The sequence below is a fragment of the Paenarthrobacter sp. PAE-2 genome (assembly GCF_026013155.1).
In the GTDB taxonomy this organism is placed as follows: Bacteria; Actinomycetota; Actinomycetes; order Actinomycetales; family Micrococcaceae; genus Arthrobacter; species Arthrobacter ureafaciens.
Genome location: NZ_JAPDNV010000024.1, coordinates 1 through 17534, shown reverse-complemented (window position 1 = coordinate 17534; position 17534 = coordinate 1). Strand labels below are relative to the sequence as shown.

General features: G+C 63.0%; 15 protein-coding genes and 1 pseudogene. 9 read left to right on the top strand and 7 right to left on the bottom strand.

The features are described from left to right. The first annotated feature begins 28 nt into the window (after window positions 1-28). A complete protein-coding gene (locus OCL88_RS14525; RefSeq protein WP_264962962.1) occupies window positions 29-928 on the top strand; it encodes a neutral zinc metallopeptidase in 900 nt (299 codons plus the stop codon). 79 nt (window positions 929-1007) lie between these two features. Here OCL88_RS14525 and OCL88_RS14520 read toward each other — a convergent pair whose 3' ends face one another. The 6 genes from OCL88_RS14520 to OCL88_RS14495 are packed head-to-tail and all read right to left on the bottom strand — an operon-like array spanning window position 1008 to window position 6180. Then, window positions 1008-1340: a metal-sulfur cluster assembly factor gene (locus OCL88_RS14520; protein ID WP_021470428.1), complete on the bottom strand. Its 333-nt coding sequence runs from the start codon at window positions 1338-1340 to the stop codon at window positions 1008-1010. Window positions 1341-1353: 13 nt separating this feature from the next. Beyond that, window positions 1354-2139, bottom strand: coding sequence for a Fe-S cluster assembly ATPase SufC (gene sufC / locus OCL88_RS14515; protein WP_264962961.1), 786 nt, complete (start codon window positions 2137-2139; stop codon window positions 1354-1356). Between the two features lie 45 nt (window positions 2140-2184). Further along, window positions 2185-2541, bottom strand: coding sequence for a non-heme iron oxygenase ferredoxin subunit (locus tag OCL88_RS14510; protein WP_021470426.1), 357 nt, complete (start codon window positions 2539-2541; stop codon window positions 2185-2187). Window positions 2542-2594: 53 nt separating this feature from the next. Beyond that, complete coding sequence (gene sufD / locus OCL88_RS14505; protein WP_264962960.1) at window positions 2595-3899, bottom strand: Fe-S cluster assembly protein SufD; 1305 nt, start codon at window positions 3897-3899, stop codon at window positions 2595-2597. Between the two features lie 2 nt (window positions 3900-3901). Next, window positions 3902-5377 carry a Fe-S cluster assembly protein SufB gene (sufB, locus tag OCL88_RS14500; protein WP_021470424.1) on the bottom strand — a complete coding sequence of 492 codons (1476 nt, stop codon included), beginning with the start codon at window positions 5375-5377 and terminating at the stop codon, window positions 3902-3904. Then, window positions 5377-6180: a helix-turn-helix transcriptional regulator gene (locus tag OCL88_RS14495; RefSeq protein WP_031215925.1), complete on the bottom strand. Its 804-nt coding sequence runs from the start codon at window positions 6178-6180 to the stop codon at window positions 5377-5379. The genes sufB and OCL88_RS14495 overlap by 1 nt, the downstream gene beginning before the upstream one ends. Before the next feature lie 128 nt (window positions 6181-6308). On the opposite strand from OCL88_RS14495, the gene OCL88_RS14490 reads away from it, so the two are divergent. From OCL88_RS14490 to OCL88_RS14480, 3 genes are read left to right on the top strand one after another with little or no spacing between them, the layout of a single operon-like run. Next, the gene (locus OCL88_RS14490) at window positions 6309-7268 is read left to right on the top strand and encodes an ABC transporter ATP-binding protein (RefSeq protein WP_166184252.1); all 960 of its coding nucleotides are present in this window, start codon (window positions 6309-6311) and stop codon (window positions 7266-7268) included. Next, a complete protein-coding gene (locus OCL88_RS14485) occupies window positions 7265-8029 on the top strand; it encodes an ABC transporter permease (RefSeq protein ID WP_021470421.1) in 765 nt (254 codons plus the stop codon). The genes OCL88_RS14490 and OCL88_RS14485 overlap by 4 nt, the downstream gene beginning before the upstream one ends. A gap of 22 nt (window positions 8030-8051) precedes the next feature. Next, complete coding sequence (locus tag OCL88_RS14480) at window positions 8052-8996, top strand: COX15/CtaA family protein (protein ID WP_264962959.1); 945 nt, start codon at window positions 8052-8054, stop codon at window positions 8994-8996. Window positions 8997-9504: 508 nt separating this feature from the next. Here the strand turns inward: OCL88_RS14480 and OCL88_RS14475 are convergent. Beyond that, entirely contained in the window at window positions 9505-10467 is a 963-nt protein-coding gene (locus OCL88_RS14475; RefSeq protein WP_264962958.1) for a heme o synthase, read from the bottom strand. Between the two features lie 441 nt (window positions 10468-10908). Between OCL88_RS14475 and tkt the strand changes: the two genes are divergently transcribed. The 5 genes and pseudogenes from tkt to OCL88_RS14450 all read left to right on the top strand — a co-directional run. Continuing rightward, window positions 10909-13026, top strand: a complete 2118-nt coding sequence (gene tkt / locus OCL88_RS14470; protein ID WP_021470417.1) for a transketolase — start codon at window positions 10909-10911, stop codon at window positions 13024-13026. A 31-nt stretch (window positions 13027-13057) separates the two neighbouring features. Continuing rightward, a complete protein-coding gene (gene tal, locus OCL88_RS14465) occupies window positions 13058-14176 on the top strand; it encodes a transaldolase (protein ID WP_264962957.1) in 1119 nt (372 codons plus the stop codon). 6 nt (window positions 14177-14182) lie between these two features. Then, complete coding sequence (locus OCL88_RS14460) at window positions 14183-15814, top strand: glucose-6-phosphate isomerase (protein WP_264962956.1); 1632 nt, start codon at window positions 14183-14185, stop codon at window positions 15812-15814. A 15-nt stretch (window positions 15815-15829) separates the two neighbouring features. Continuing rightward, window positions 15830-17386 carry a glucose-6-phosphate dehydrogenase gene (zwf, locus tag OCL88_RS14455; protein ID WP_264962955.1) on the top strand — a complete coding sequence of 519 codons (1557 nt, stop codon included), beginning with the start codon at window positions 15830-15832 and terminating at the stop codon, window positions 17384-17386. Next, window positions 17383-17534, top strand: a pseudogene (locus OCL88_RS14450) (OpcA protein); the annotation flags it as partial. The gene zwf and the pseudogene OCL88_RS14450, both read left to right, overlap by 4 nt.

Genomic DNA, 17534 nt, shown 5'->3' with positions numbered 1-17534 from the left:
CACCAATAGTGACGTCTATTCTGACTGTATGAGTTTCAATGACGGCGCACAGCTTGATCCATCGCAGGTAGAAGACAGACGCGGCAGCGGGCTGGGCCGTGGGACCAAGATCGGAGGCGGAATCGGTGGCGGGATCGTAGTACTGCTGCTGGCGCTCCTTGGCTTCAATCCCAACATCCTTGGGGACCTGGGTGGCGGCAGCCAACCGCCGGCCATAGAAAGCGGCAGCGGCGGCAGTGTTAACGAATGCCGGACAGGCGCCGACGCCGACAAGCGCCTGGATTGCCGCATCACGGGAACCGTGAACAGCCTCAACGCTTTCTGGCCTGAGTACCTCGCCGACTACAACGTCCGGTACTCGCAGCCGGGAACCGTCATTTTCGACCAGGCCACCAATACCGGCTGTGGAGCGGCCACGACTGCCGTTGGCCCTTTCTACTGCCCGGCGGATGTCAAGGCCTACTTCGATCCGGGCTTCTTTGACGAACTGGTCACCCGATTCGGTTCCTCCGGCGGGCCACTGGCCCAGGAGTATGTGGTGGCGCATGAGTTCGGACACCACGTGCAGAACATCCTCGGCAACCTGGACCGCGCCCAGCAGGACCCGCAGGGACCGCAGTCCGGAGCCGTTCGCGTGGAGCTCCAAGCAGACTGCTACGCAGGGCTCTGGGTCCGGCACGCCTCCTCGCAGGCGGACCCAACCACAGGCCAGCCCTTCCTGGATCCCATCACCCAGCAAGACCTGCAGGATGCCCTGTCGGCTGCCTCCGCCGTCGGCGATGACCGCATCCAGCAAGCGGCCACGGGCAGGGTCTCACCCGAGTCCTGGACCCATGGTTCCAGCGAACAGCGGCAGAAGTGGTTCTACCAGGGCTACTCCACCGGCGACATTAATAAGTGCGACACATTCGGCGTTGCAGTGCCATAGCGGTCGCCACCACGCAAGAATGGCTCCGGGCACAATGCCCGGAGCCATTCTCTGTGTCCGCATTCAGCGGGAAGTTTGATCAGATGTTGAAGCCGAGGGCCCGCATCTGGTCTTTGCCGTCGTCGGTGATCCGCTCAGGACCCCATGGCGGCATCCACACCCAGTTCAGGCGCCAGTCATCGACGATGCCGTCCAAGGACTTGCCCACCTGCTCTTCCAGCACGTCGGTCAGCGGGCAGGCCGCCGTCGTCAGTGTCATGTCGATCAGGAGCGCGCCGTCTTCATCGGAGTACTTGAGCCCGTAGAGCAGGCCCAGGTCAACGACGTTGACACCGAGTTCGGGGTCGATGACGTCCTTGAGCGCTTCCTCGACGTCCTCGAGGCTGGTGCGCGCAGCGTTGATTTCGGTCATAAGGTGATCCTAACTAGGCCTGAGCGGCAGGAGCAACAGCGACGCCCGAACCTGCGGCGTAGCGATCGTAACCCTCTTCTTCGAGACGGTCGGCGAGCTCCGGGCCGCCTTCTTCGACAACCCGGCCGTCAACGAATACGTGGACGAAGTCCGGCTTGATGTAGCGCAGGATGCGGGTGTAGTGCGTGATGAGCAGGGTGCCCATGTTGCCCTGTGCATGGGCGCGGTTAACACCTTCGGAGACAACCTTGAGTGCGTCGACGTCCAGGCCGGAGTCGGTCTCATCCAGGACAGCTAACTTCGGCTTGAAGAGCTCGAGCTGAAGGATCTCGACGCGCTTCTTCTCGCCACCGGAGAAGCCTTCGTTGACGTTGCGCTGGGCGAAGTCGGCGTCGATGCGGAGTTCCTGCATGGCAGCCTTGACATCCTTGGTCCAGGTGCGGAGGGCAGGGGCCTCGCCATCGATGGCGGTCTTGGCGGTGCGCAGGAAGTTCGTCATAGTGACACCCGGAACCTCAACCGGGTACTGCATCGCCAGGAAGACGCCTGCCCGGGCGCGCTCGTCGACGCTCATTTCCAGGACGTCTTCGCCGTCGAGGGTGATGCTTCCGCTGGTGACCGTGTAACGCGGGTGGCCTGCGATGGTGGAGGCAAGGGTGGACTTGCCTGAGCCGTTCGGACCCATGATGGCGTGGGTTTCGCCGGTCCTGATGGTCAGGCTGACGCCCTTCAGGATCTCCTTGGTGCCCTGCTCCGTCTCGATGCTGACGTGCAGGTCCTTGATCTCAAGAGTAGACATGCTCTTCTTTCTTTCCGTTCGTAAGTCTGGAGGTACTCGGCGCGCTCAGTAGTTGTTGACCGGGGCGCCGTTCACAACGTTGGTCACGTCCACATAGACGTCGTCGCCATCGATGGTGACGGCGAAAACGGGGACGGGGTCGTAGGCAGGCAACTGAAGGGGCTGGCCGCTGCGCAGGTCGAACTGGGAACCGTGGCCCCAGCATTCGATGGCGCAGCCCTCGACCTCGCCCTCGGACAATGAGATGTCAGCGTGCGAGCAGGTGTCGCCGACGGCGTGGATTTCGCCCATCGAGTCCTTGACGATGGCTACCGGGTAGTCGTCGATCAGGACACGCAACGCCTGCTTGACCTTGATGTCGTTGGCGTTGCAAACCAGTTCGCCCTTGATGTGATCACTCATGTTTGTTCTGTTGCCTGTCGTGTCGGGAGACGCTAGTTGTCTGTCGCAGAGAATTAGTTGTCTGTCGCAGCGAGTTCGCGCTCAACCGCAGCGGTCAGGCGTTCCTCGATGGCAGGGACCTTGATCTTCTGGATGATTTCGTTGAGGAAGCCGCGGACCACGAGCCTGCGGGCAACATCTTCCGGAATACCGCGGGCCATGAGGTAGAACAGGTGCTCATCATCAAAACGGCCTGTGGCGCTGGCATGGCCCGCCCCCTCGATGAGGCCGGTTTCGATCTCAAGGTTCGGCACGGAGTCAGCGCGGCAGCCATCGGTCAGCACCAGGTTCTGGTTCTTCTCGTAGCTGTCTGTACCCTCGGCGTTCTTCTGGATCAGAACGTCGCCAACCCACACAGTGTGTGCACCCTTGCCCTGGAGAGCGCCCTTGTACAGGACGTTCGACACGCAGTTGGGCTGTGCGTGGTCAACGAAGGTGCGGTGCTCCAGGTGCTGTCCTGCATCGGCAAAGTAAAGGCCGAAGAGTTCAGCCTCGCCACCGGGGGCGGCAAAGCGTGCCGTCGGCGTCACCCGGACGAGGTCACCGCCAAGGCTGACCACGATGTGCTTGAACTTGGCATCGCGGCCGATTTTTGCCTGCTGCGAGGACGCGTGAACGGAGTCGTCGTTCCATTCCTGCAGGGAAACGACCGTGAGGTCGGCGCCGTCTTCGACGATGATCTCCACGTTCTCGGACACGACGGCGGAGCCTTCGTGGCCCAGGACAAGCACGGCCTTGGAGAACTTCTGCGCAACGACAACCACGTGCTGGGCGGCTGCCTCGGTGCCGGCGCCCGCGAGGGTCACCGTGATCTCCGACTCAAGAGACGTCTCCGAAGGAACCGTGATGACCGTTGCTTCCTTGAAGTTTGCCCAGGCGTTGGCGGAAACCCGGTCTTCCGGAATGCCGGCCAGGCCGATGCGCTGGTCATCGCGGCCCACGGTCTCCACCGTGACACCGGCGGGGGCGGACACAGTGGTGGTGGGAGCTGCGCCGGTCAAGGCTTCGGTGTGGAGGCCGCGCAGGCGGCGAAGCGGCGTGAAGCGCCAGTCTTCTTCCAAGCCGGTCAATGCCTTGAAATCGTTCAGTTCATAAGAGGTCAAGCGACCGGCCCGGGAGCTGTCCGGAACGCCGACGCCGCCGCCATGCGAATGGCTCTTGGCCGAAGCGCCCGCGAGCGGACCTGCGGAAGGCTGTTCCGACGTCGAACCTGACGCGTTGATGGGCGAAAGATTCTCGCCCTCCTCCGTGAAGCCATCGATAAAGGGCTGGGCTGAAGGCGCGCCGATACGGGCCTTTTCGGTAGTGATATCAGTCATTGTTAACCGACGGATCCTTCCATCTGAAGTTCAATCAAGCGGTTCAGCTCAAGGGCGTATTCCATGGGCAGCTCGCGGGCGATCGGCTCAATGAAGCCGCGCACGATCATGGCCATGGCCTCGTCCTCCGGCATGCCGCGGGACATCAGATAGAACAGCTGCTCTTCGCTGACGCGTGAAACGGTGGCCTCGTGGCCCAGTACGACGTCGTCCTCGCGGATGTCGATGTACGGGTAGGTGTCCGAACGGGAGATCGTGTCCACCAGGAGGGCATCACAACGGACCGTGTTGGCTGAGTGCTTTGCGCCCTCGCGGACCTGGACCAGGCCGCGGTACGCAGCACGGCCGCCACCGCGGGCCACCGACTTGGAGATGATGGAGCTCTTGGTGTTCGGCGCGATGTGGACCATCTTGGAGCCGGTGTCCTGGTGCTGGCCCTCACCGGCGAAGGCGATGGACAGGGTTTCGCCCTTGGCGTGCTCGCCAACCAGGTAAACGGCCGGGTACTTCATGGTCACCTTGGAACCGATGTTGCCATCGACCCACTCCATGGTGGCGCCTTCTTCGCAGATGGCACGCTTGGTGACGAGGTTGTACACGTTGTTGGACCAGTTCTGGATGGTCGTGTAGCGGACGCGGGCGCCCTTCTTCACGATGATCTCCACCACGGCCGAGTGCAGTGAATCCGAGGTGTAGATCGGAGCCGTGCAACCCTCGATGTAGTGCACGTAAGAGTCTTCGTCCGCGATGATCAGCGTACGTTCGAACTGGCCCATGTTCTCCGTGTTGATGCGGAAGTAGGCCTGCAGCGGGATCTCCACGTGGACACCCTTGGGCACGTAAACGAAGGAACCGCCGGACCAGACCGCGGTGTTCAACGAAGCGAACTTGTTGTCGCCCACCGGAATGACCGTGCCGAAGTACTCCTGGAAAATTTCCGGGTGCTCCTTCAGTGCGGTATCCGTGTCCAGGAAGATGACGCCCTGGGCTTCCAGGTCCTCGCGGATCTGGTGGTAGACAACCTCGGACTCATACTGTGCGGCAACACCGGAAACGAGGCGGCTGCGCTCAGCTTCGGGGATGCCGAGCTTCTCGTAGGTGTTCCGGATATCCTCCGGAAGGTCTTCCCACGTTGCAGCCTGCTTCTCTGTAGACCGGACGAAGTACTTGATGTTGTCGAAGTCGATGCCGGAGAGGTCTGCACCCCAGGTAGGCATGGGCTTGCGATCGAAGTACTTCAGGCCCTTCAGGCGCAGGTCGAGCATCCATTCGGGCTCGCTCTTCTTCTCGGAGATGTCACGGACAACCTCCTCGCTCAGGCCACGGCGGGCGTTGGCGCCGACGTCGTTCTTGTCGGCCCAGCCGTACTCGTAGTTGCCGATACCGTGCAACTCGGGATTCTTTTCCAGAATCTCCGAGATCACAGTGCCGTCAGCTACTGCCTTCTCTGCTGTTCCTTCAGCTAATTGACCCGTCATCACGGCCTTTCTTGCTGGTTGTTTGATTCCTGGGACGGGCTTCCCGCCGGCACTGCAGTGCCTGGGAGCACTGTGGCCGAGGGGCGCCCGGTAGGTATATGGGTGGTGCAGACGTGACCGCCTTGCGCCAAAGTGGACAGCCTGCGCACGTCGACGCCCACCAAACGGGAAAACACTTTGGTCTCCGTATCGCAGAACACCGGGAATTCGGCAGCCAGTTGCTGGATTGGGCAATGGCCCTGGCACAACTGGACGCTGGAGAATTCGGCCGGCAACGGAGCTTTGGCTTCAATCGAGTGTGCCGACGCTACGTAGCCGTCGCGGCTGAGTGCCTGGGACAGTGCCATGGCGCGCGAGGTGATGTCGTCCCCGGCAGCTTCCACCTCGGGTGCGTAGCGGCTCTCCAGCTCTGCGAAACGTTCTTCCGCATACTCACGGACGGCGTCTGCTCCGGCGATGGCCTCGAGCTTGCGCAGGGCCGAGCTTGCGATGTTCAGGTAATCGTCCCCGAGCTTTGACTGGCCCTGGGAACTCAGGACATAGCGGCGTGCCGGGCGACCGGCGCCGGAGCCTGCCTTCGCCACCCGCTTCACCTCGATGACGCCGTTGCGCTCAAGGTGGTCGAGATGCCTCCTGACAGCCGCCGGCGTGAAGCCGAGCAGATCGCCCAGTTCGGCGGCACTGACCGGACCGTTTTCGAGCACGGCGCTGAGCACGCGGTCGCGCGTGCGATCTTCAGCGTCCGGCAGCGCGGGAGCCGCCATGGGGGCTCCGGCTGGTGCCGCATGCCGCTTTGATGGCATGGAAACGGGGGTGCTCACGGAATACACAACATAATCATGTCGTAATTTGTTTCCGGTCTCTAGTAAGGCGAGACTGACCTCACCTTCCCAACCGCATGTGACCGTACTACTTCGCGTAGAATACTTTGGTGCGATCCACCGACTCCCCTGTCCTCAGCATAGACGGACTCGTCAAGGATGTGGGCCCCCTGGCCTCCCTCGACGGCAAGATGCTCCGTGTAGTGAGTGACCTTTCCCTCGTGGCCGGTCGCGGCGAAATCACCGCGCTCCTGGGTGCCAACGGGGCCGGTAAGACCACCACCCTGGAATGCGCACAAGGCCTGCAAAAACGCACCGGGGGCACCATCTCCCTCCTTGGCCAGGATCCTGATACCGCCGGTGCGGAACTGAGGTCCCGCGTTGGCGTGATGCTCCAAGACGGCGGCCTCCCGCCGTCGGCCCGCCCCCTGCCGCTGCTGCGGCATATTGCCGGCATGTACCAAAAGCCCATGGACCTTGGCCTCCTGGTTGACCGTTTGGGCATCGACCAGTTCAGCCGGACGTCCGTGCGCCGCCTCTCCGGTGGGCAGAAGCAGCGGCTGGCCCTGGCGGCAGCCCTGGTGGGCAACCCCGAAATCCTCTTCCTCGATGAGCCGAGCGCCGGACTGGATCCGCAGTCGCGCCAGATCGTCTTTGAGCTCATTGCCGAGCTCCGCGACGCCGGCATGGGAATTGTCCTGACGACCCATTTGATGGATGACGCGGAACGGTTGGCCGATTACGTCTACATCATCGACGGCGGCCACAACGTCGCCGAAGGCACTGTCGCAGAGTTGCTGGCCCAGGAACATTCAGCGGATATCGCCGACAGGACCCTGTACTTCGACATTCCGCCAGGGCTCGAACTGGGGGCTGCCCTCAGTGCCGGACTGCAGGTGACGCAAACCCGTGCGGGAAGTTTTACTGTCAGCGGGGCACTAACACCGGCGGACCTTGCTTCGCTGGCAGCCTGGTGGGCGGAAAAGGACATCCTGCCTGCATCGCTTCGCCTTGAGGCACGGAGCCTCGAGGACGTATTCCTGGATATCTCCGGAAGGGATCTTCGATGAGCCCGCTCCTCGGCACCAATGCCGGTCCCGCATCCCTGACGCGACGCATCCTGCAGCAGGGACGCTACGAGACCATCACCATGCTCCGCAACGGCGAGCAACTTATCCTGGCCATCATCCTGCCGCTCCTTGCATTGCTTGGATTGGTTGTCACGCCGCTGCTGGACGGTTTGGGCGGTGCGCGTGTGGACATCGCCACCCCCGGCATCCTTGCCCTCTGCGCCATGTCCACGGCGTTCACCGGACAAGGGATCGCCACCGGCTTCGACCGGCGCTACGGGGTACTTCGGTTCCTTTCCACCACTCCCCTGGGCCGCGGCGGGCTCATCGCCGGCAAGATCCTCGCGGTGTTGGTGGTGTTGTTCCTGCAGGTTGTGGTGGTCGGCGTCATCGCAGCGTTCCTGGGGTGGCAACCCCACCCATCAGGTTGGCTTCCCGGGCTCGCGATCCTGGTTTTGGGCGCCGCGGCTTTCACGGCCCTGGGCCTCCTGGTGGCCGGCACCGTCCGTCCCGAGGCGACGCTGGCCATCACCAACTTGTTGTGGATCCTGCTGGGCGCACTGGGCGGCATTGTGGTTCCCGCCGAACGCTTGCCTGGTCTCGCCCAGGCCATCGTGCATTTCCTGCCCTCCGGGGCGTTGGGAGAAGCACTCCGGGACGCTTTCCAGTATGGATTGGTTCCCGTCCCCGCCGTCGTAGTCCTCTTGCTGTGGACGGTTCTTGCCGGAGCCGCAGCCATCCGCTGGTTCAAGTGGAACTGACCCCAGAAGAATCGAGAATCCTGTGAGCACGGCATCGCGCCTTCCAAAGACCGTACAGCGGCTTACGTCCAAGCTGCCCACGGAGGTGAACCGCGCCGTACGCCGCCTGGCGGTCCTCTCCTTGATCGGCCAGACAGTCCTTGTTGTTACCGGTGGTGCCGTGCGCCTGACCGCATCCGGGCTGGGCTGCCCGACCTGGCCGCGTTGCACCGATGACTCCCTGGTCAACACCCCTGAGATGGGCATTCATGGCTTCATTGAGTTCGGCAACAGGCTCCTGACGTTCGCCCTTGCCGCGGTAGCCGCGTTGATGCTCGTCTACTTGTGGAACCTCCGCAAAGAACGCCGGGACCTCTTCCTGCTTGCCTTGGGCCTGCTCGCAAGCATCCCTGCGCAAGCAATCATCGGTGGCATCACGGTCCTTTCCGGCCTCAACCCGTGGGTGGTCGGGCTGCATTTCCTCGTCTCCATGGCGCTGGTTGTCGTTGCCACGCTCCTGGTCAACAGGGCATTTGGCCGGACCGGGCAGTTCATGAACAGGACCCTGGCACCGCTCCCGTCCATCCTCCGTCCCGCGATGATGGCCGTCCTGGTCTTCTCCACTATCGCGGTCATGCTCGGCGTGGTGGTGACGGGTGCCGGCCCCCACGCCGGCGACGCCGACGCTCCCCGGAACGACCTCGACTGGGACCTGTTCTCCCACATTCATGCCATCCCGGCCTACATCATCACGGCTGGTTCGCTGTTCGCCGTATACCTCGTGTTGCGGCACAAAATCAGCGGCCCCTTCCGTACGGCTGCCTTCCTCATGCTCGCGGTCACAGCTCTCCAGGCCGTGATTGGCTTCACGCAGTACTACAACGGCATCCCCGCGCTGCTGGTGGGTGCCCACATGCTGGGTGCGGCACTGCTCATGAGTGCCTCGACCAACGCTGCAGACCTCGCCAAGGCCAGCCCGGCTAAATAGCCGGAGGCGGCCTGTAACTCGGGGGTTCCTCTGTCACGTCCCATCGGGGTTTCGGGGGTTCCTCTGTCACGTCCCGTCGGGGTTTCCGAGGATGCTCTCCCATGACGCAGACGGGACTTGAGCGGCTGCATCCGGGGCAGGCTGCCGCCAGGTCTTCAAATTCGAGATGGAATTCTTCGCACTCATGCTCAGCGCGTGCGGGACGGCTTGGGTCTGATTTCGACGGGTATTACGAAAGCCCGACGCCGAAGTGCCGGCGTCGGGCTTTTTACGTTTGCTGGCGTCTGGACGACATGACCCGGACGGCCTCAGCTGCAGAGGATGTGGCTAAGTGCCTTGGGATGTGGGAGAGGAAACGGCCAACCGGGTTGGGATGTGGGAGAGGAAACGGCCAACCGGGTTGGGATGTGGGAGAGGAACGTTGGGCGGGTAACAACAAAGCCCGACGGCGACGCTCGGGAGGCGAGCGTCGCCGTCGGGCTGTGGCGGGTTGGGCCGCTTTAGGCGACTAGCCGCCGATGAGGGGTGAGCCGACGAACGGGTCGACGGCCAAGGCGATGAAGAGCAGCGTTAGGTAGCTGATGGAGCCGTGGAAAACCTTCATGGCGCCCTTGTTGGAGACGTCCCCGCCCTGTGCCCGCTTGTAGAGGGCGTGGCTTTCGTAGAGGAACCAGGCGCCGGTGGCAACGGCTGCAATGGTGTAAACCCACCCTGCTTCACCCACCGGAATCATCAGCAGCGAGCAGGCCACCATGGCCCAGGCGTAAAGGACAACCTGCACCGAGACGACCTTGGCGCCCGCAATGGCCCCGAGCATGGGGACCTTGGCGTTCCGGTAGTCCTCGCCGTAGCGCATGGACAGCGGCCAATAGTGCGGCGGAGTCCACAGGAAAATCACCATGAACAGTACGATGGCCGGCCATTCAACGGTGTTGGTGACTGCGGACCATGCGATGAGGACGGGGAAACAACCTGCCGCGCCTCCCCAGACGATGTTCTGGGCGGTGCGGCGCTTGAGGATCATCGTGTAGATGACCACGTAGAAAACGATCGCGCCGAGGCCCAGCCAAGCGGAGAGCGGGTTGGCGCCGAACCAGAGAATAGCGATGGAGGCCGCGCCGAGGAGCCACGCGAAGACAATCGCTTCACGCGGGCTGACCTCACCGGTGACCAGCGGACGCTTCTCCGTACGGTGCATGAGTTTGTCGATGTCGCGGTCGATGTAGCAGTTGAACACGCCTGCGCTGCCGGCAGCGAAGGCACCTCCCACGAGGGTTGCGAGCATGAGCCCGATGGACGGGAATCCCCGCTGGGCAAAGATCATGGTGGGCAACGTGCTCACCAGAAGGAGTTCTATGACGCGCGGTTTGGTGAGAGCCAGATACGCCTTGAGCTTGCGGGAAAATCCAATGCTTCCCCGGGCCGGGGTCGCGTTGACGGGCGTATCAGTTGTGCTCACGACGGCAGTCACTCTGTTCTATGCTCTCGGGGTTTGCGCAGCGGCAGCGTCCTGATTCGCGGAATGAACCGCGGGCGCGCGAGCCGCTGGAGGCCTCCAAATATCATACCGTGGCCGGAAGCGGGCCCATGTCCGCAAAATACGCCAATGTTTCTGACTCTTCACTACCGGCTGACGCCATGGTGATTCATAAAAGCTGTTTTTCTGTCCAGTTAGTGGGATTTCCTGAGCTTTGGACCACATTTAGGGCTAAGCTGTGAAGCAGATCAGCGCGCGTCGATCTTCCGGGAAACCGTATTCTCGGACTGTCCGTGTGTCTGGAAGAAAGATCAACGTTTCAATGGTGAACGGCTGGTAGACACATTGCAGCGGGCGCCATCTGAGCTTCCTGCGCGGTCGTGTATCCGCTATCCCGCCGTCAGCACAGAGAGGGGCTCGGTTTTCGTGCCACATTTGGAAGAGCAAGAACTGTCCTGGACCGATCTGGACCAGAAGGCTGTTGACACCGTTCGCGTGTTGGCTGCCGACGCTGTGGAGAAGGTCGGGAACGGCCACCCGGGTACGGCCATGAGCCTGGCGCCCGCGGCTTACCTGCTTTTCCAGAAGCTGATGCGCCACGACCCCAAGAACCCTGAGTGGATTGGCCGTGACCGCTTCATCCTCTCCCCCGGCCACACCTCCCTGACGCTCTACATCCAGTTGTTCCTCTCGGGTTACGGCCTGGAACTGAAGGACCTTGAGGCGTTGCGTACCTGGGGCTCCCTGACCCCGGGCCACCCCGAGTACAAGCACACCGCAGGCGTGGAAATCACCACCGGCCCGCTGGGCCAGGGCCTCGCGTCCTCGGTCGGGTTCGCTTACTCCCAGCGCCGCCAGCGCGGTCTGTTCGACGCCGATGCTCCCGCCGGCGAGTCGCCGTTCGACCACACCATCTGGGTCATCGCTTCCGACGGCGACCTGCAGGAAGGCGTGACCTCCGAGGCTTCCTCGCTGGCCGGCCACCAGGAACTGGGCAACCTCGTAGTGATCTATGACGAGAACCACATCTCGATCGAAGACGACACCGACGTTGCGTTCACCGAGGACGTCCTGAAGCGTTACGAAGCTTACGGCTGGCACACCCAGCGCGTGGACTGGACCAAGACCGGCGAGTACGTCGAAGATGTCCAGGAACTCTACTCGGCCCTGCTGAAGGCCAAGGCAGAGACCACCAAGCCGTCCATCATCTCGCTGCGCACCATCATCGGTTACCCGGCCCCGAAGAAGCAGAACACCGGCAAGATCCACGGTTCGGCCCTCGGTGCGGAAGAAGTGGCCGCGCTGAAGTCGGTCCTCGGTTTCGATCCTGCGAAGTCCTTCGAGGTCGATGAAGAGGTTCTCGCCCACGCCCGCAAGGTTGTTGAGCGCGGTTCCGAAGAGCGCGCTGCCTGGCAGAGCAAGTTCGAGGCATGGCAGGCGTCCAACCCGGATGGTGCCGCACTCCTGGAGCGCATCGAGGCCAAGAAGCTGCCCGTGGGCATCGACGCAGCCCTGCCGGTGTTCGAGGCGGGCAAGGACGTTTCCACCCGTGCAGCTTCGGGCAAGGTCCTGAACGCGATCGGCCCGGTCCTTCCCGAACTCTGGGGCGGTTCTGCCGACCTCGCCGAGTCCAACAACACCACGATCGAGGGCTCGCCGTCGTTCATCCCCACCTCGCGTTCCACCGACGCTTGGAAAGGCAACCCCTACGGCCGTGTGCTGCACTTCGGTATCCGCGAGCACGCTGCTGCCTCGATTGTGAACGGCATCGCCCTGCATGGCCGCACCCGTGCGTTCTCCGGCACGTTCCTGATCTTCTCCGACTACCAGCGCCCGGCCATCCGCCTCGGCGCGCTGATGGGTGTTCCCTCGCTGTACGTCTGGACGCACGACTCCATCGGCCTGGGCGAAGACGGCCCCACCCACCAGCCTGTGGAGCAGCTCGCTTCGCTGCGCGCCATCCCGGGCCTGGATGTTGTCCGCCCGGGCGACGCCAACGAGGTTGCCGCAGCCTGGAAGGTCATGCTCGAGAACCACGAGAACCCGGCAGGCATCGTCCTGACCCGCCAAAACATCCCCACGTATGCACGCGGTGAAGGTGAAGCCAGCGGTGACACGTTCGCGTCCACCGCCGGCGTGGCAAAGGGCGGCTACGTCCTGGCCGAAGCTTCCAAGGGCGGCGAAACGGTTGACGCCCAGGTGATCCTGATCGGCACCGGTTCCGAGGTCCAGCTGGCCGTCGCAGCCCGCGAAGCCCTCCAGGCCGAAGGCATCGCCACACGCGTTGTCTCCATGCCGTGCGTTGAGTGGTTCAACAAGCAGGACGAGGCATACCGCGAGTCCGTCCTTCCGTCCGATGTGAAGGCACGCGTTTCCGTCGAAGCCGGCCTTGCCCAGGGATGGCGCGAATTCGTTGGGGACGCCGGCCGTTCCATCAGCCTTGAGCACTTCGGCGCCTCCGCCGACTACAAGCGGCTCTTCACGGAGTTCGGCATCACCGCCGAAGCCGTTGCAGCCGCTGCCAAAGACTCGCTCGCAGCCGTCAACGCATAACTGACTGCGAACTTCGAAGGAGATAAAAGACATGACCAGCACTCCCACGCAGCAACTCTCCGACGCCGGCGTTTCCATCTGGCTCGATGACCTCTCCCGCACCCGCCTGGACACTGGCACGCTGCAGAAGCTCATCGACGAGAAGAACGTCGTTGGCGTAACCACCAACCCGTCCATCTTCCATGCGGCGATCACCGCCGGCACGGACTACGATGCGACCATCGCAGCGAAGGCTGCAGAAGGTGCCAGCGTTGAAGAAACAATCTTCGCCATCACCACCACCGACGTCGCCGATGCCTGCGACCTCTTCGCACCTGTCGCCGCCGCCACCAACGGTGTCGACGGCCGCGTTTCCATCGAGGTGGACCCCCGCCTCGCCTGGGACACGGAAGGCACGATCGCCGAAGCGAAGCAGCTGTACGCCACGGTGAACAAGGACAACGTCCACATCAAAATCCCCGCCACGCTCGAGGGCCTCGAGGCCATCACGGCCGTCCTGGCCGAGGGCATCAGCGTCAACGTGACCCTGATCTTCTCCTTGGAGCGTTACCGGGCAGTCATCAACGCTTTCCAGTCCGGCTTGGAGCAGGCGAAAGAAAACGGACACGACCTCTCCAAGATCCACTCGGTGGCATCCTTCTTCGTCTCCCGCGTGGACACTGAGATCGACAAGCGCCTGGACGCCATCGGCACGGACGAGGCCAAGGCACTCAAGGGCAAGGCCGGTGTGGCCAACGCCCGCCTTGCCTACCAGGTCTACGAAGAGCTGTTCTCCACCGAACGCTGGGCAGTCCTGGCAGAGGCCGGAGCCCTTCCCCAGCGTCCGCTGTGGGCCTCCACCGGCGTCAAGGATCCGGCCTACCCGGATACCCTCTACGTCACCGAGCTTGTTGCCCCCGGAGTCGTCAACACCATGCCCGAGAAGACCCTCGACGCAACCTTCGACCACGGCGTGGTTACCGGGGACACCGTGACCGGTACCTACGAAGAGGCCAACAGCACCCTTGATGCCCTCGAGAAGCTCGGCGTTTCCTACAACGACGTCGTGGCCCTCCTTGAGTCCGAAGGTCTGGATAAGTTCGTGGCCAGCTGGAAGGAACTGCTGGCCGACGTCGAAGGCGCACTTGCAACTGCACGGAAGGCTTCCTAACCAACAATGAGCACAATCAGCTTTGACGCCAGCGGTGCCGCGCAGCAGGCCATCGCCAAGCACATTGACAGCCTGGTCGAAGACCGGATTGCCACGCGGATTTTCGCCAAGGACCACACGTTGTGGGGCCCGGACGCGGAGTCGGAGTCGGCCATCCGCCTGGGATGGGTAGAGGCTCCGGCCGTATCCCAGCCCCTGGTAGGCCAGATCCTGGAACTGCGTGATGCCCTCCGCGCCGAAGGCGTCTCCCATATTGTCTTGTGCGGCATGGGCGGTTCCTCTCTGGCGCCGGAGGTCATTGCCGGCACCGCTGGCGTTGAGCTGACTGTTCTCGACAGCACCGATCCCGAGCAGGTTGGTGCTGCCCTTGCAGACAGGTTGGCGGAAACGGCCATCGTCGTTTCTTCCAAGTCCGGTTCCACTGTTGAGACCGATTCCCAGCGCCGGGTCTTCGAAAAGGCGTTCAACGATGCCGGCCTGGACGCCAAGAGCCGGATCATCATTGTGACGGACCCCGGTTCACCCTTGGACAAAGCCTCGCGGGAGGCCGGTTACCGCGCGGTGTTCAACGCGGACCCGAACGTTGGCGGACGTTTCTCGGCGCTGACGGCCTTCGGCCTCGTGCCCTGCGGCCTCGCCGGCGTGGACATCCAGGCCTTCCTCGACGAAGCTGAAGAAGCCGCTGAAGTGCTCAACGAGGACTCCGCGGACAACATTGGCCTGTCCCTGGGCGTCGCTCTGGGTGGAACCACTCCCCTGCGCAACAAGATTGTCATTGCTGAGGACGGCTCCGGCATTGTCGGTTTCGCTGACTGGGCAGAACAACTTATCGCCGAATCAACCGGCAAGCTCGGCACCGGCGTACTCCCCGTAGTGGCAGGTCCCGACTCCCCGGAAGCCCGGGGTGGCGCTGAGGACGTCCTGGTCGTCAGGCTTGTGGACGCCGACGCCGATGTTGAACTGCGCGGGAATGAGGTCGCCATTGCCGGCGGTCTGGCAACCCAGATGTTTGTTTGGGAATTTGCCACCGCCGTCGCGGGCCGCCTGCTGGGCATCAACCCGTTTGACCAGCCCGACGTCGAAGCAGCCAAGGTGGCTGCCCGCGGCTTGCTGGACGCCCGCCCGGAGCCGACGCCGGCTGCTTTCACCGATGGTGCCGTTGAGGTCCGCGGCGGTGAGTGGTTGGGCCAGGCGGCTACCGTCACCGAGGCCGTGCAGGCGCTGCTTGATCAGCTGGGACCTGATGGGTACCTGAGCGTTCAGGCCTACCTTGACCGCATCAGCCACGCGCCCCTCGAAGGCATCCGTGAGGAGCTTGCCGCTGTGAGCGGACGTCCGGTGACCTTTGGGTGGGGACCCAGGTTCCTGCACTCCACCGGCCAGTTCCACAAGGGCGGCCCCGCGATCGGCGTGTTCCTGCAGGTCACTGCGGCATCCTCCACTGATCTTGAAATTCCTGAGCGCCCGTTTACCTTCGGGGAACTTATCTCCGCCCAGGCATCGGGCGATGCCCAGGTCCTCGAAGGACACGGCCGGCCCGTCCTCCGCTTGCACCTCACAGAGCGTGCAGCAGGCGTGGCACAACTCCAGCAAGTCGTCGCTGCTTTGGCCGGCCAGGCCAGCGCACTCGAAAGCTAAGGCACAAAAGCAAACATGCCAGAAACTGAAAACGGCAGGAAGAACGCCGGCCTGCGCAATCCGTTGCGTGATCCGCGGGACCGCCGCCTGAACCGCATTGCCGGGCCGTCGTCGTTGGTGTTCTTCGGGGTTACCGGTGACTTGGCCCGGAAGAAATTGATGCCGGCCGTCTATGACTTGGCCAACCGTGGGTTGTTGCCTCCGAGTTTTGCGTTGGTGGGTTTCGGTCGTCGGGATTGGGATGATGCTGACTTCGCGGCCGAGGTGAAGGAAAACGTCAGGGCCCACGCGCGGACGAAGTTTGACGAGGCGGTGTGGGAACAGCTTGCTTCCGGTATCCGTTTCGTCAAGGGTGAGTTCGACGACGACGACGCGTTCGAGCGCCTCGGGGATGTCCTCGACGAGCTTGACCAGACCCGTGGTACCCGTGGAAACCATGGCTTCTACCTCTCGATCCCGCCGAAGGCCTTCGAGCAGGTCTGCCGGCAGCTGTCCAAGCATGGGTTGGCGCAGGCCAGGCCCGGGCAGTGGCGGCGTGTGGTCATCGAGAAGCCGTTCGGTCATGACCTCGAATCGGCGCGGGCGCTCAATGACATTGTGGAGTCGGTGTTCCCGCCGGATGCGGTGTTCCGGATCGATCACTACCTGGGCAAGGAAACAGTCCAGAACATCCTGGCGTTGCGTTTTGCGAACCAGTTGTTCGAGCCGTTGTGGAACGCGAACTACGTTGACCACGTGCAGATCACCATGGCCGAGGACATCGGCACCGGCGGTCGTGCAGGCTATTACGACGGTGTGGGCGCGGCCCGTGACGTGATCCAGAACCACCTCCTGCAGCTCCTGGCCTTGACGGCTATGGAAGAACCTATTTCGTTCAATGCCGATGATTTGCGTGCGGAGAAGGAAAAGGTCCTCGCTGCGGTGAAGTTGCCCGAGGACCTGTCCACGCATTCGGCGCGGGGACAGTTCACCGGTGGTTGGCAGGGCGGTGAGGAAGTCCTGGGCTATCTGGATGAGGACGGCATCCCCGCCGATTCCAAGACCGAAACGTATGCCGCGATCCGGGTGGACATCAATACGCGGCGGTGGGCCGGTGTGCCTTTCTACCTGCGTGCAGGCAAGCGCCTGGGCCGACGCGTGACAGAGATCGCCGTGGTCTTCAAACGCGCCCCGAACCTGCTCTTCCGCGATCACGCCGAGGACGACTTCGGGCAGAACGCTGTGGTGATCCGGGTCCAGCCTGATGAGGGCGCCACGATCCGCTTCGGGTCCAAGGTCCCGGGCACGCAGATGGAAGTGCGTGACGTGACCATGGACTTCGGCTACGGGCATTCCTTCACCGAGTCGTCCCCCGAGGCGTATGAGCGGCTGATCCTGGACGTCCTGCTGGGTGAGCCGCCGTTGTTCCCCCGGCACCAGGAAGTGGAGTTGTCCTGGAAGATCCTTGACCCGTTCGAGGAGTACTGGGCCGGGTTGAATGAACAACCACAACCTTACGCACCGGGCAGTTGGGGGCCGGCTTCGGCCGATGAGCTCCTGGCCCGTGACGGACGAACCTGGAGAAGGCCATGATTGTAGATCTTCCCGATACAACCACTTCGAAGATTTCCAAGAAGATCACCTCGTTGCGTGAGCAGGGTGGGGTGATCGCGCTGGGCCGGGTGCTGACGCTGGTGGTGGTGACCAAGTCCGGGCAGGAAGAAGAAGCGATCGAGGCCGC

Bases quoted from the DNA above. Each gene is read 5' to 3' on its own strand.
- OCL88_RS14525 (WP_264962962.1), top strand. From the start codon at position 29: ATGAGTTTCAATGACGGCGCACAGCTTGATCCATCGCAGGTAGAAGAC.
- OCL88_RS14520 (WP_021470428.1), bottom strand. From the start codon at position 1,340: ATGACCGAAATCAACGCTGCGCGCACCAGCCTCGAGGACGTCGAGGAA.
- sufC (WP_264962961.1), bottom strand. From the start codon at position 2,139: ATGTCTACTCTTGAGATCAAGGACCTGCACGTCAGCATCGAGACGGAG.
- OCL88_RS14510 (WP_021470426.1), bottom strand. From the start codon at position 2,541: ATGAGTGATCACATCAAGGGCGAACTGGTTTGCAACGCCAACGACATC.
- sufD (WP_264962960.1), bottom strand. From the start codon at position 3,899: ATGACTGATATCACTACCGAAAAGGCCCGTATCGGCGCGCCTTCAGCC.
- sufB (WP_021470424.1), bottom strand. From the start codon at position 5,377: ATGACGGGTCAATTAGCTGAAGGAACAGCAGAGAAGGCAGTAGCTGAC.
- OCL88_RS14495 (WP_031215925.1), bottom strand. From the start codon at position 6,180: ATGCCATCAAAGCGGCATGCGGCACCAGCCGGAGCCCCCATGGCGGCT.
- OCL88_RS14485 (WP_021470421.1), top strand. From the start codon at position 7,265: ATGAGCCCGCTCCTCGGCACCAATGCCGGTCCCGCATCCCTGACGCGA.
- tal (WP_264962957.1), top strand. From the start codon at position 13,058: ATGACCAGCACTCCCACGCAGCAACTCTCCGACGCCGGCGTTTCCATC.
- OCL88_RS14460 (WP_264962956.1), top strand. From the start codon at position 14,183: ATGAGCACAATCAGCTTTGACGCCAGCGGTGCCGCGCAGCAGGCCATC.
- zwf (WP_264962955.1), top strand. From the start codon at position 15,830: ATGCCAGAAACTGAAAACGGCAGGAAGAACGCCGGCCTGCGCAATCCG.